Annotated in this window: 15 protein-coding genes; 3 read left to right on the plus strand and 12 right to left on the minus strand. The window is 58.3% G+C overall.

From position 1 onward, the window contains the following. Position 1: 1 nt before the first annotated feature. The 6 genes from pheT to thrS all read right to left on the minus strand — a co-directional run bounded on the left by pheT (position 2) and on the right by thrS (position 6,645). The gene (pheT, locus tag K0H47_RS17340) at positions 2–2,380 is read right to left on the minus strand and encodes a phenylalanine--tRNA ligase subunit beta (RefSeq protein WP_093199055.1); all 2,379 of its coding nucleotides are present in this window, start codon (positions 2,378–2,380) and stop codon (positions 2–4) included. Positions 2,381–2,406: 26 nt separating this feature from the next. Continuing rightward, positions 2,407–3,423 carry a phenylalanine--tRNA ligase subunit alpha gene (gene pheS / locus K0H47_RS17345; protein ID WP_063031643.1) on the minus strand — a complete coding sequence of 339 codons (1,017 nt, stop codon included), beginning with the start codon at positions 3,421–3,423 and terminating at the stop codon, positions 2,407–2,409. Positions 3,424–3,532: 109 nt separating this feature from the next. Next, positions 3,533–3,889: a 50S ribosomal protein L20 gene (gene rplT, locus K0H47_RS17350; RefSeq protein ID WP_003219940.1), complete on the minus strand. Its 357-nt coding sequence runs from the start codon at positions 3,887–3,889 to the stop codon at positions 3,533–3,535. Positions 3,890–3,917: 28 nt separating this feature from the next. Then, a complete protein-coding gene (rpmI, locus tag K0H47_RS17355; protein ID WP_002553160.1) occupies positions 3,918–4,112 on the minus strand; it encodes a 50S ribosomal protein L35 in 195 nt (64 codons plus the stop codon). A gap of 59 nt (positions 4,113–4,171) precedes the next feature. Further along, entirely contained in the window at positions 4,172–4,723 is a 552-nt protein-coding gene (gene infC, locus K0H47_RS17360; protein ID WP_169875357.1) for a translation initiation factor IF-3, read from the minus strand. Then, complete coding sequence (gene thrS / locus K0H47_RS17365; RefSeq protein ID WP_003219944.1) at positions 4,723–6,645, minus strand: threonine--tRNA ligase; 1,923 nt, start codon at positions 6,643–6,645, stop codon at positions 4,723–4,725. The genes infC and thrS overlap by 1 nt, the downstream gene beginning before the upstream one ends. Before the next feature lie 363 nt (positions 6,646–7,008). Here thrS and K0H47_RS17370 point away from each other — a divergent pair, with 363 nt between their 5' ends. Beyond that, on the plus strand, positions 7,009–7,323 hold the full coding sequence (locus tag K0H47_RS17370; RefSeq protein WP_026078157.1) for a hypothetical protein: 315 nt from the start codon (positions 7,009–7,011) through the stop codon (positions 7,321–7,323). 289 nt (positions 7,324–7,612) lie between these two features. Then, positions 7,613–7,825 (plus strand): cold-shock protein, encoded by a 213-nt coding sequence (locus K0H47_RS17375; RefSeq protein ID WP_003179963.1) that lies wholly within the window; start codon positions 7,613–7,615, stop codon positions 7,823–7,825. Between the two features lie 73 nt (positions 7,826–7,898). Here K0H47_RS17375 and K0H47_RS17380 read toward each other — a convergent pair whose 3' ends face one another. Together K0H47_RS17380 and K0H47_RS17385 are read right to left on the minus strand one after the other, a co-directional pair. Further along, a complete protein-coding gene (locus tag K0H47_RS17380; RefSeq protein ID WP_017478844.1) occupies positions 7,899–8,219 on the minus strand; it encodes an I78 family peptidase inhibitor in 321 nt (106 codons plus the stop codon). A gap of 147 nt (positions 8,220–8,366) precedes the next feature. Further along, positions 8,367–8,672, minus strand: coding sequence for a hypothetical protein (locus K0H47_RS17385; protein WP_063031647.1), 306 nt, complete (start codon positions 8,670–8,672; stop codon positions 8,367–8,369). A gap of 143 nt (positions 8,673–8,815) precedes the next feature. Between K0H47_RS17385 and K0H47_RS17390 the strand changes: the two genes are divergently transcribed. Next, positions 8,816–9,028, plus strand: coding sequence for a hypothetical protein (locus tag K0H47_RS17390; protein WP_063031649.1), 213 nt, complete (start codon positions 8,816–8,818; stop codon positions 9,026–9,028). Between the two features lie 33 nt (positions 9,029–9,061). Here K0H47_RS17390 and K0H47_RS17395 read toward each other — a convergent pair whose 3' ends face one another. From K0H47_RS17395 to K0H47_RS17410, 4 genes are read right to left on the minus strand one after another with little or no spacing between them, the layout of a single operon-like run. Continuing rightward, the gene (locus K0H47_RS17395; protein WP_063031651.1) at positions 9,062–10,090 is read right to left on the minus strand and encodes a nucleoside hydrolase; all 1,029 of its coding nucleotides are present in this window, start codon (positions 10,088–10,090) and stop codon (positions 9,062–9,064) included. A gap of 25 nt (positions 10,091–10,115) precedes the next feature. Continuing rightward, entirely contained in the window at positions 10,116–10,520 is a 405-nt protein-coding gene (rbsD, locus tag K0H47_RS17400; RefSeq protein ID WP_017478841.1) for a D-ribose pyranase, read from the minus strand. Beyond that, positions 10,517–11,434 carry a ribokinase gene (gene rbsK, locus K0H47_RS17405; protein ID WP_177026021.1) on the minus strand — a complete coding sequence of 306 codons (918 nt, stop codon included), beginning with the start codon at positions 11,432–11,434 and terminating at the stop codon, positions 10,517–10,519. The genes rbsD and rbsK overlap by 4 nt, the downstream gene beginning before the upstream one ends. A 23-nt stretch (positions 11,435–11,457) precedes the next feature. Beyond that, positions 11,458–12,480: a LacI family DNA-binding transcriptional regulator gene (locus tag K0H47_RS17410; RefSeq protein WP_063031656.1), complete on the minus strand. Its 1,023-nt coding sequence runs from the start codon at positions 12,478–12,480 to the stop codon at positions 11,458–11,460. Positions 12,481–12,482 lie beyond the last annotated feature (2 nt).

Here is a 12,482-nt window from a genome sequence, read left to right on the forward strand (position 1 = left end):
GTCACTTCCTTAACGTGGCGTTCAACCTTTGTTCGAGCGAGGTGAGGATATTTTGTGTCGTCGTATTCACCTCATCGTCATTAAGAGTGCGCGATGGATGCTGCCAGGTCAAGCCAACTGCAAGGCTTTTTCTATGCGGATCAATGCCTTTACCCTGATAGACGTCAAATAGCCTGAGGTCTGTCAGCCATTCCCCTGCATTTTCACGGATTACGTCCAGAACAGCACTGGCCGCGACGCCTTGATCGGCAATCAGCGCCAGATCACGTCGCACTTCAGGGAAACGCGACAACTCGCTGAATTTAGGCATTTTGCCCGATGCCACTTCAGCCAAGACTAGCTCAAAAACGAAGACTGGACGGTCCAGCCCCAAGGTTTTCGAAAGTTCAGGGTGAATCGCGCCAACGAAGCCCACCAGGCGACCTTCACGTTCGATACGTGCAGTCTGGCCCGGGTGCAACGCCGGGTGTTTGCCAGGGGTGAAGGTGAAGGCATCCAGCGCACCGGCAAAGCCCAGCACCGCTTCCACATCGGCCTTGACGTCGAAGAAGTCGACGGTGTCGCGGCCTTGTGCCCAGCCTTCCGGCAGGCGGCTGCCGCAGACGACGCCAGCCAGCATCGGCTCTTGCTTCAGGCCGTCCAACTGACCGACAAAACGCAGACCGCTTTCGAACAGGCGCACACGGTCTTGTTGACGGTTCAGGTTGTGGGAAAGCGCTTTTACCAAACCAGGCCACAACGACGAGCGCATGGCGGCCATGTCGTTGGAGATCGGGTTAGCCAGCAACAGCGGCTCGACACCTGGGTTGAACAGTTCGAACTGCTTCGGATCGATGAAGCTGTAGGTCACCGCTTCCTGATAACCACGGGCAACCAGCAGGCGACGCAGTTCCGGCAGGTGTGCACGGGCTTCAGCTTTCGGCTGCGGGGCCAGGCGCGCTTGCGGGTAACGAACCGGCAGGCGGTTGTAGCCGTACAGGCGGGCCAGCTCTTCGATCAGGTCGACTTCCAGGCTGATATCGAAGCGATGGCTTGGCACTTCTACGTGCCACTGCCCTGCTTCACCTGCAGAGATGCCGAGGCCGAGTGCCGATAGCAGGCGCTCGATTTCAACCGGCTCGATCACCAGGCCGAGCATTTGCTCAACGGCCTTGGCACGCAGGACGATCGGTGCAACCGACGGCAGGTGCTGCTCGCTGACGGTTTCGATGATCGGGCCGGCTTCGCCACCAGTGATTTCCAGCAACAGGCCAGTGGCGCGCTCCATGGCTTCACGGGCCAGTTGCCAGTCCACGCCACGCTCGTAGCGGTGCGAGGCGTCGGTGTGCAGGCCGTAGGAACGGGCCTTGCCAGCGATGGCGATCTGATCGAAGAAAGCGCTTTCGAGAAAGATGTCGCGAGTGGTTGCGGACACGCCGCTGTGCTCGCCACCCATCACGCCGGCAATCGCCAGGGCGCGGGAATGGTCAGCAATCACCAGGGTGTCGGCACGCAGGCTGACTTCCTGGCCGTCGAGCAGTACCAGCTTCTCGCCTTCCTCGGCCATGCGCACGCGAATGCCGCCATTGATTTCAGCGAGATCGAAAGCGTGCAGCGGTTGACCCAGTTCCAGCATCACGTAGTTGGTGATGTCGACGGCAGCATCGATGCTGCGTACTTCGGAACGACGCAGGCGCTCAACCATCCACAGCGGGGTTGGCTTGGACAGGTCGACGTTACGGATCACACGACCCAGGTAACGTGGGCAGGCGTTAGGGGCCAGCACCTCGATCGAACGCACTTCGTCGTGCACGGCAGGCACGGCGGCAACCACCGGACGGCTGACGGTGGCGGCGTACAGCGCACCGACTTCACGCGCCAGGCCCGCCAGGGACAGGCAGTCGCCGCGGTTCGGGGTCAGGTCGACCTCGATGCTGGCGTCTTCCAGTTCCAGGTAGACACGGATATCCTGGCCCACCGGCGCGTCGGCCGGCAGTTCCATCAGGCCATCATTGCCTTCACCGACCTGCAGCTCCGCCTGGGAGCACAGCATGCCGTTGGACTCAACGCCACGCAGCTTGGCCTTCTTGATCTTGAAGTCGCCTGGCAGTTCGGCACCGATCATGGCGAACGGGATTTTCAGGCCCGGGCGCACGTTTGGCGCTCCGCACACGACCTGGAAGGTTTCCGCGCCGTTGCTGACCTGGCACACACGCAACTTGTCAGCGTCCGGGTGTTGCTCGGTGCTCAGCACCTCGCCCACTACCACGCCACTGAAAACACCGGCGGCCGGCGTAACGCTATCGACCTCAAGGCCGGCCATCGACAGACGGGCAACCAGCTCGTCGCGACTTACCTGCGGGCTTACCCAGCCACGCAGCCATTGTTCACTGAATTTCATCCTGCTCTCCTAAAGATCCGTTACGACTAGCGAAATTGCGCGAGGAACCGCAAGTCGTTGTCGAAGAACAGACGCAAGTCGTTCACGCCGTAACGCAGCATGGCCAGACGCTCAACGCCCATGCCGAAGGCAAAGCCCGAAAATTCTTCCGGGTCGATCCCGGACATGCGCAGCACGTTGGGGTGAACCATGCCGCAACCCATCACTTCCAGCCAGCCGGTCTGTTTGCAGACACGGCAGCCTTTACCGCTGCACATCACGCATTCCATATCGACTTCAGCGGATGGCTCGGTGAACGGGAAGAATGAGGGACGGAAACGCACCGCCAACTCCTTCTCGAAGAACACCCGCAGGAACTCTTCGATGGTGCCTTTGAGGTCGGCGAAGTTGATGTCGCGATCAACCAGCAGGCCTTCGACCTGGTGGAACATCGGCGAATGGGTGATATCGGAGTCGCTGCGGTACACACGGCCTGGGCAGACGATGCGGATCGGCGGCTTCTGCGATTCCATGGTGCGGACCTGTACCGGCGAGGTATGGGTGCGCAGCAGCATGTTCGCGTTGAAATAGAAGGTGTCATGCATCGACCGGGCCGGGTGGTGGCCTGGGATGTTGAGCGCCTCGAAGTTGTGATAGTCGTCTTCGACCTCAGGGCCTTCGGCAATGCCGTAGCCGATGTGGGTGAAGAACTGCTCGATACGTTCCAGAGTCCGGGTAATCGGATGCAGGCCGCCCGAGGTCTGGCCACGGCCAGGCAGGGTTACGTCAATGGACTCGGCGGCGAGCTTGGCCGCAAGATCGGCCTCCTCGAGCGACGCCTTGCGCGCATTGAGAACCTCTGTAACACGCTCCTTGGCCACGTTGATCAGCGCACCGACTTGCGGACGCTCTTCAGCCGGCAAATTCCCCAGGGTCTTCATCACCTGAGTCAATTCACCCTTTTTGCCAAGGTAGTGAACCCGGATTTGCTCCAGGGCATTGATATCTTCTGCGCGTTGCACAGCCTCTAGTGCTTGAGAGACCAGCGCATCCAGGTTTTCCATGTACAGACTCCAGATACAAAATAGGGGAAGAGCTTGAAGGCTCTTCCCCTATTTAAGACGTTTAACACCTTGGGCCGCGGAAGCGACCCAGGGTGACTGTCGGGGGTACTTAAGCCAAGGTGGCTTTAGCTTTCTCGACAATCGCAGCAAACGCCGCTTTTTCGTTCACTGCCAGATCAGCCAGAACCTTACGGTCGATCTCGATGGACGCTTTTTTCAGGCCAGCGATGAAACGGCTGTAGGACAGACCGTTAACACGTGCACCAGCATTGATACGAGCGATCCACAGTGCGCGGAACTGACGTTTTTTCTGACGACGGTCACGGTAGGCGTATTGGCCAGCCTTGATAACCGCTTGCTTGGCAACACGGAATACGCGTGAACGCGCGCCGTAGTAGCCTTTAGCAAGTTTCAGAATTTTCTTGTGGCGCTTACGCGCCATGACGCCACGCTTTACACGAGCCATGAGTTACTTCCTCTATTCTTGACTAAAATTAACGAAGGCGCAGCATGCGCTCGACTTTTGCAACGTCAGACGGATGCAGCAAGCTGCTACCGCGCAGTTGACGCTTACGCTTGGTCGACATTTTAGTCAGGATGTGGCTCTTGAAAGCGTGCTTGTGCTTGATACCGTTAGCAGTTTTCAGAAACCGCTTAGCAGCACCACTTTTAGTTTTCATCTTTGGCATGTTCGGTACTCCGCATTCAGTTGATAAACATAATCAGAAGGCCTGCCGTGCCCTATTGATTACTTCTTCTTTTTCGGGGCGATGACCATAATAAGCTGGCGTCCTTCCATCTTAGGATGCTGTTCGACCGAACCGTACTCGAGCAGGTCAGCTTCAACCCGCTTGAGGAGTTCCATCCCCAGCTCCTGGTGGGCCATCTCACGGCCGCGGAATCGCAAGGATACCTTGGCCCTGTCCCCATCACTCAGGAAACGTACCAGGTTGCGCAGTTTTACCTGGTAATCCCCTTCCTCCGTCCCTGGACGAAACTTGATTTCTTTTACTTGAATCTGCTTCTGGTTCTTCTTCGCCGCGGCAATCTGCTTCTTCTTCTCGAAGATCGACTTGCCGTAGTCCATCACCCGGCAAACGGGTGGGATTGCGTCGGCGGAGATTTCCACCAGGTCCAATTTGGACTCTTCAGCAATACGAAGCGCTTCATCAATCGAGACGATGCCAATCTGCTCGCCGTCAGCGCCAATTAACCGAACCTCGCGTGCCGAGATATTCTCGTTGATCGGGGCTTTCGGTGCAGCTCGTTTATCTTGTCTCATTTCACGCTTAATAATAATTACTCCGAATCTGGGCGACCACGCCGGGAAACCGCTTGCGCGAGGAACTCAGCGAACTGGGCGACGGGCATCGAGCCCAGGTCAGCACCTTCACGAGTACGCACAGCGACAGTCTGCATCTCGACTTCCCGATCTCCGATAACCAAAAGATAGGGAACCTTGAGCAAAGTATGCTCGCGGATTTTAAAGCCGATCTTTTCATTTCTCAAGTCGGACTTGGCACGAAATCCGCTTTCATTGAGAGTTTTTTCAACTTCAGCGGCAAAATCTGCCTGTTTATCAGTGATATTCATGATCACTGCCTGGGTCGGAGCCAGCCACGCAGGGAATGCACCCTCGTAGTGCTCGATCAGGATCCCGACGAACCGTTCGAACGAGCCGAGGATCGCCCGGTGCAGCATAACCGGGTGTTTACGGCTGTTGTCTTCGGAGACGTATTCGGCTCCCAGACGGATCGGCAGGTTAAAATCGAGCTGCAGGGTACCACACTGCCAGACGCGACCAAGGCAATCTTTCAGCGAGAACTCGATCTTCGGACCGTAGAACGCACCCTCGCCTGGCTGCAGGTCGTACGCAAGCCCCGCACTGTCCAGTGCTGCGGCCAGTGCAGCTTCGGCGCGATCCCACAGCTCGTCGGAACCCACGCGTTTTTCCGGACGAGTGGACAGCTTCATCTCGACTTCGGTGAAGCCGAAATCGCGATACACGTCCATGGTCAGCTTGATGAACGCGGCGGATTCGGCCTGCATCTGCTCTTCGGTGCAGAAGATGTGGGCGTCATCCTGAGTGAAGCCACGTACCCGCATGATGCCGTGCAGTGCACCCGATGGCTCGTTACGGTGGCAGGCACCGAACTCGGCCAGGCGCATCGGCAACTCGCGGTAGCTCTTCAGGCCCTGGTTGAACACCTGTACGTGGCACGGGCAGTTCATCGGCTTGATGGCGTAGTCGCGGTTTTCCGACTGAGTCGTGAACATGTTGTCGGCGTAGTTGGCCCAGTGCCCGGATTTCTCCCACAGGCTGCGGTCAACGACTTGCGGCGTCTTGATCTCAAGGTAGCCGTTGTCGCGCTGAACCTTGCGCATGTACTGCTCAAGCACCTGGTACAGGGTCCAGCCGTTCGGGTGCCAGAACACCATGCCCGGCGCTTCTTCCTGGAGGTGGAACAGGTTCAGACGCTTGCCGATCTTGCGATGGTCGCGCTTTTCGGCTTCTTCGATGCGCTGGATGTAGGCCGCCAGCTGCTTCTTGTCAGCCCAGGCAGTGCCGTAGATCCGCTGCAGTTGTTCATTCTTCGCATCACCGCGCCAGTAGGCACCGGACAGCTTGGTCAATTTGAACGACTTGAGGAAGCGCGTGTTCGGCACGTGCGGGCCACGGCACATGTCGACGTATTCTTCGTGGTAATACAGGCCCATGGCCTGCTCGTCCGGCATGTCTTCCACCAGGCGCAGCTTGTAGTCTTCGCCGCGGGCAGTGAACACATCAATCACTTCGGCGCGCGGAGTGACTTTCTTGATGACGTCGTAATCTTTTTCGATCAGCGCGTGCATGCGCTGCTCGATGGCCGCCAGGTCGTCCGGAGTGAAAGGACGCTCGTAGGCGATATCGTAATAGAAGCCTTCGTCGATGACCGGGCCGATGACCATCTTCGCGGTTGGGTACAGCTGCTTGACCGCGTGGCCAATCAGGTGCGCGCAAGAGTGGCGAATGATCTCCAGCCCCTCTTGATCCTTGGGCGTAATGATTTGCAGGCTGGCATCGCCGGTGATCAGGTCGCTGGCGTCAACCAGCTTGCCGTCGACCTTGCCGGCCACGGTGGCCTTGGCCAGGCCGGCACCAATGGATGCGGCGACCTCGGCTACGGAAACCGAATGATCGAATGAACGTTGACTGCCGTCGGGAAGAGTAATAGTTGGCATGGCGCCTCCTCTCCTAGTGGTGACCCCTACCAAAGGTCACGTGGGTTGGGATGAGCCAGTACAAGATCCAACACCAGGCCGTTCAGTGATGAACGCCTGCCTTACAGCGGCAGGAGCCTTTCGGCCAACCGGTAATCGAACCAGAGTGACTGGAGTTAAGCAAAAAAGACCTTGGCAAGGCGGCATAAGCGCGCCGGAAAATAGCCAAGCGAAAGATGCTAGCACAGATGAACGGTCATGGCGCCGGCGCCGCTTAACGAAACGCAAATTCCCGGCTTTTAGGGGCAAAAGTGAACTTGAACTGTACGGCGAGCCTCAAACACACCGAGAATCACCGTTCGTCCATGACTCCAGGAGCATTTCATTATGCGTTTTACCTCGACTTTCGCCCTTGCTGCATCCCTGACCCTCATGTCCCTGGGTGCGCACGCCGCAGCCCCGTCGAACTGGCCTGCCGGTGCACGGGACAGCTTCATCAAGGATTGCAGTGCAGCCGCCCAGCAAAGCGTTGATGCCAAAACCGCCAAAGACCATTGCGAATGTGGCGCGGACAAGATCAATGCCGAATTGAGCAGTGCCGAGATCAAGGAACTCATGACTAACCAGAACGCAGATCCCGCGTTGAAAAACAAAGCTGTGGCGGCTATTTCGTCCTGCAAAGTCGTGAAGAAAAAGTAATTTTTACACCCCGCCAGACCGGCTAAAGGACCAGAAATCGCCCTGAAAACTGCCATTTCTCACAAATTACGCAGCTTTTACGGCTTTTTTTACTAGCTGATATTTCGCTTAGAAGCCCCGTAGATCGGGGCTTTCAGCCAACCAAGGCATGAAACGCAACGCGATTGAATAGCAAACAATGCCTTGGGGGGGCTCCCAAGCCGAACATTTCGACTATGATAGCTCGGTGTGCCCAGTTGGCCTGAGCAGCACAGCACTACTGAAAATATATGTTTCTTGGAGATACACCATGTCTAATCGCCAAACCGGCACCGTTAAATGGTTCAACGATGAAAAAGGCTTCGGCTTCATCACTCCTCAAGGTGGCGGTGACGACCTGTTCGTACACTTCAAAGCTATCGAAAGCGACGGTTTCAAAAGCCTGAAAGAAGGCCAAACCGTTTCCTTCGTGGCTGAGAAAGGCCAAAAGGGTATGCAAGCTGCACAGGTTCGCCCAGAGTAATTCTGCGCCGAACTAAAAAAACCCCGTCCATGTGACGGGGTTTTTTATGGCCTGGAGAAAAGCGCTGAAACCATCAGCCGCAGTTGACGCGATTGATCACCAGGTTGTCATCGGTATTGAGATTCAGGCGATCGGAGCGGTATTCCAGGGTGACCATGTCGTCTGGTTTGAGAATGCGTGCGTTCTGCGCACCGGCGCGGCTACGGGCCTGTTCCAGCAGTTGCGGCGAAGCCTTCTGGCCGATTGCGAACTCGGCAGCCTTCGCCTCACAGCGGCTATGACCAGCATCGGTCACGGCAGTGTCTTTGGCTGGCTCAGAGGTACCCGGGGTGCTGCAACCCGTCAAGACAAGCGCAGCCAACAAAGTACCGAATGATGCGAGCTTCCAAGGCATGAAGCCTCCTTTAAGAAAAAATGGGCAGAGACCGTGCGACCGCGGTTTGGCCGATTGGTTTCCGAATTGTCACAATTGGCCGTTGGCCAGTCTGCCTGAGTCGACGCTGGGTACCAGCGAATCAATCGTCACCAGATATGAACGCGCTCAGTAGATGTCGATGTAATCAAACGGCGGCGTCGGCCAGTTCTGCTTGAGCGCATTGAAAATCTGCATCACCCACACCTCGTCGCTGGCTGCGACGTTGCCGACATAACCGGAACCCGCCGCCCAGGTTTCGAGACGAAACAGCAGGCCGTCGATATCAACACCGCCCACCACGCCCGAAGATAGGTAGGCAATGCCTGCTTTGGTGACGCGCAATTGGGTGTGAACGTTGTCACTGGCGGAGGCCAGCAACTGTTTCACAGCCTCCAGCGTCAGGTTCTCGGGGTTGTTCAAATCGATCTGCACGCGGTTTGCCCTGGCAATTAAACAGGCGGACAGTGTCGCACAGCCCTCCCCTCATGCCTAAGTAGCAGTGCCAAACGCTGCGCAAAATGGTTAACTCCACTCGCAAGACAGCACCAACCGCCTTCCAGCCTCGCGAGCCCCCCATGACCATCGTCACGATCCACGCCGACATCAAAGCCAAGTGGCCCCAAGGGCAAAGCTCCTATAGCCCGGGCAGCCCCGAGGAGTTGGCAATCATCGGTATCGACCTGCTGGTCAAGGAACTGGGTACTCAGGCCGCGCAGGCATTCATCGGCCAGGTATTCGAGAAATACCCGACCGATCACATGGGGGCGCCAGACCCCGAGCGCGAATAAGACCCGGCCGACGAACGCCGACCGGTAAAGCGCTTACTTCAGGCGACCAAGACGCTCAGTCAGCAGATCGAAGAAGCCCTGGGCATCGCCGTTTTCAACCCAGAATGCGTTCTTCGGTTGTTTCAGGCCGTCGTACCAATCAACGATGGTCTGGCCGAAGGTCGGGCCTTCACGGCTGTCCACCACCACATTGACCTCACGGCCGCTGAACAGCGAAGGCTTGAGCAGGTAGGCAATGACGGTAGCGTCATGCACCGGGCCACCCGGGATGCCGTAGTGCTCCATGTCGCCTTTGACGTATTCATTGAGAATATCGCCCACCACCTTGCTCGCGTTGTTGTTCAGCGCAGCGATTTGCTTCAGGCGTGCGTCACTGGTCAGGACCTTGTGGGTCACGTCCAATGGCAGGTAAGTCAGCTTGACGCCACTTTTGAGCACGATCTCAGCCGCTATCGGATCCGCGAACAGGTTGAACTCGGCCACCGGCGTGATATTGCCGCCGTTGAAGTGCGCGCCGCCCATCACTACCACTTCCTTGATGCCTTGCGTGATCTCCGGCGCCTGGGTCAACGCCAGCGCCAGGTTGGTCTGTGGACCGAGCATGGCAATGGTGATGCTGTGGGGTTTGGCGGTGCTCAGGGTCTTGATCAGATAATCAACGGCATTGCCTTCGGCCAGGCCTTTTTTCGGCTCATGCACGGTGACACCGGAGATGCCTTCCTTACCGTGGATATTTTCGGCGTAGATCGGCGTGCGCAGCATCGGTTTCGGGGCACCGGCGTATACCGGGATGTCCTCGCGCCCTGCCCACTCACGAGCCAGGCGCGCATTGCGGGAGGTCTTGTCCAGGCGCACGTTACCGGCAACGGTGGTCAGCGCACGGATGTTCAGCTCATCGGGCGAAGCCATGGCGAACAGCAAGGCCACCACATCGTCCGCACCGGGGTCGGTATCGATGATCAGGTCGATTTTTTCCGCCCCGTGGGCGCTTGCAGCAGTCAGGAAGGACAAAAGCAGCACACTCCGGAAAAGGTGTCGCAGGGTTTGGGTACCACGTTGCATGACGCACTCCTTGTCGTTGGGAATTCTAGAACGTTACGCCGGAGACCAGCGCGATATTGCAGTAAGGCTGGCACTCACCGGTGCGCACCACCGCCCTCGCCTTGCGGCTGAGCTGCTTGAACTCTTCATGGCTGAGCAGGCGGCGCTCGCCGAGAGCGGCCTGTTCGGTCAGGGTATTGAGATCAGCCAGGGCCGGCGGCTGCTTGAGCAGGATTTCTTCCGCGAGTACGTGGCTTTCCACCTGCATTTCACTGAGAACAATGCGCAAGGTGCTGACGAAATCCGGGATACCTTTGGTCAGCGCCAGGTCGATCAGTTCAACACCCGGCGGCACCGGCAGGCCGGCATCACCGATCACCAGAATGTCGCCGTGGCCAAGGGATGCGATCACCCGCGACAGCGCGATATTAAGCAAGGGAGTCTTTTTCATGAGGGCACAAAACCTTGGACGTCATGCAATGTAGGAATGGAGGGTTGCGCACCCGCACGGGTGACCGACAGCGCAGCAGCCACCTGGCCAAAACGAATGGCCTGGGCCTCGCTTTTGCCGCTGGCCAGCGCCGCCGCAAAACCGCCGACGAAGGTGTCACCGGCAGCCGTGGTATCGACCGCCTTGACCTTGGGCGCCATCAGGTGCTCAAAGCCCTGGCCATCGGCAAACAATGCGCCCTCGGAGCCGAGGGTAATGATGACTTTGCCGGCACCGGCCTTGATCAGACGCGTAGCAGCGACCTTGGCGCTGTCCAGTGAATCCACCACCACGCCACTCAAGGCCGAGGCTTCGCTTTCGTTGGGAATCAGGTAATCGATGGCGGCGTACCAATCTTCAGGCAGAGGACCGCTGGCTGGTGCCGGATTGAGGATCACCGTCTTGCCCAGTTCGCGACCGCGTTTGAGGGCATGGCCAACAGTCTCCATCGGCGTCTCAAGCTGACAGACAATCACGTCGGCAGCCTGCAGCACGCTGTCAAAGGTCTGTAATTTGGCTGGGGTCAATTCGCCATTGCTGCCGGCGACGATGACAATCGCATTCTGGCTGCTGTCATCCACCACGATCAGCGCCACACCGCTGGAACCGTCGACGGTGCTGACGGCCTGGCAATCGATGCCTTCCACCAACAATGCGTCGCGTAATTGCGCGCCGTAGGCATCGGTACCCACGCAACCGACCATCGCGACTTCGGCCCCAAGACGCGCCGAAGCGACCGCCTGGTTTGCGCCCTTGCCGCCGGGAACGGTGGAAAACGATTGGCCGATCAGGGTTTCACCGGCGCGGGGCAGCCGACTGGCCCGGGTGACCAGGTCCATGTTCAGGCTGCCTATTACCACTACTTTTGCTGGCATACATCAGTACTCATCAATTCGGTTCAGCGGTATTGGGCAAACACACCGGCCAACGGCGCCGTCGACTCGCGCAGAACAATACTCGGCGTCACGATGCGTTGATCGATCGGCAATTGGGGTGTCGCAATTCGTCGCAGTAAAATCTCGGCCGCCATCTCTCCCAGTTGCAGGATCGACTGGCCCACCGTGGTCAGCGCCGGGTACACGTACTGGCTCATTTGAATATCATCGAACCCGATCACCGACAGCTCACCGGGCACGCGGATATTACGTTCGGCAGCCGCGCGCAATACGCCGAAGCCGATCATGTCGTTGCCGGCAAAAATCGCACTGGGGGGATTATCCGCCAGCAATTGCGCTGCCGCCGCGTAACCACCGGTGCTGGTGAAGTCACTCTCCAGCACACGACCGGCCGGCACTTCGAGCCCCGCCTCGGCCAGCGCGCGGTAGTAACCCGCCATACGCATCTGCGCCACGCGGGTATGGCTCGGGCCACCAATGCAGGCAATGTCGCGGTGCCCCAAATCCAACAGATGACGGGTCGCCAGGTAGGCGCCCTGTTCGTGGTCGATGCGCACGAGGTCCACATCGATCCCGTCCAGCGCGCGGTCGACGATGACCATCGGCGTACGCACCGCTTTCAGGCCCGTTGCCAGGCCGCTGTCATCACCGCCTACCGAGGTCACGATCAAGCCGTCGATGCGCTTCTCCAACAGCACCCTCAAGTAGCTGCGCTGCTTTTCGGCATTATCGTCGGAGTTGCAGAGGATCACGCAATAGCCGTTACGCTCGCAGTAATCCTCGATGCCCCTGGCCAGTTCCGCAAAATACGGGTTGAGGCTGTTGGGCACCAACAGGCCGATGGTCGCGGTAGTCTTGGCCTTCAGCGATCGCGCGACCGCACTGGGTACATAGTCGAGCTGCTTGATGGCCGCCTCGACCTTGATCCGTACCGGCTCGCTGACCGGGCGCGTCTTGTTCACCACATGGGACACCGTGGTGTAGGAAATCCCCGCAAGCGCCGCCACATCCTTGATCGTTGCCATGG

Source organism: Pseudomonas sp. Xaverov 83, assembly GCF_019352905.1.
GTDB lineage: Bacteria > Pseudomonadota > Gammaproteobacteria > Pseudomonadales > Pseudomonadaceae > Aquipseudomonas > Aquipseudomonas yamanorum.

Bases quoted from the DNA above. Each gene is read 5' to 3' on its own strand.
- pheT (WP_093199055.1), bottom strand. From the start codon at position 2,380: ATGAAATTCAGTGAACAATGGCTGCGTGGCTGGGTAAGCCCGCAGGTA.
- pheS (WP_063031643.1), bottom strand. From the start codon at position 3,423: ATGGAAAACCTGGATGCGCTGGTCTCTCAAGCACTAGAGGCTGTGCAA.
- rplT (WP_003219940.1), bottom strand. From the start codon at position 3,889: ATGGCTCGTGTAAAGCGTGGCGTCATGGCGCGTAAGCGCCACAAGAAA.
- rpmI (WP_002553160.1), bottom strand. From the start codon at position 4,112: ATGCCAAAGATGAAAACTAAAAGTGGTGCTGCTAAGCGGTTTCTGAAA.
- thrS (WP_003219944.1), bottom strand. From the start codon at position 6,645: ATGCCAACTATTACTCTTCCCGACGGCAGTCAACGTTCATTCGATCAT.
- K0H47_RS17375 (WP_003179963.1), top strand. From the start codon at position 7,613: ATGTCTAATCGCCAAACCGGCACCGTTAAATGGTTCAACGATGAAAAA.
- K0H47_RS17380 (WP_017478844.1), bottom strand. From the start codon at position 8,219: ATGCCTTGGAAGCTCGCATCATTCGGTACTTTGTTGGCTGCGCTTGTC.
- K0H47_RS17390 (WP_063031649.1), top strand. From the start codon at position 8,816: ATGACCATCGTCACGATCCACGCCGACATCAAAGCCAAGTGGCCCCAA.
- K0H47_RS17395 (WP_063031651.1), bottom strand. From the start codon at position 10,090: ATGCAACGTGGTACCCAAACCCTGCGACACCTTTTCCGGAGTGTGCTG.
- rbsD (WP_017478841.1), bottom strand. From the start codon at position 10,520: ATGAAAAAGACTCCCTTGCTTAATATCGCGCTGTCGCGGGTGATCGCA.
- rbsK (WP_177026021.1), bottom strand. From the start codon at position 11,434: ATGCCAGCAAAAGTAGTGGTAATAGGCAGCCTGAACATGGACCTGGTC.
- K0H47_RS17410 (WP_063031656.1), bottom strand. From the start codon at position 12,480: ATGGCAACGATCAAGGATGTGGCGGCGCTTGCGGGGATTTCCTACACC.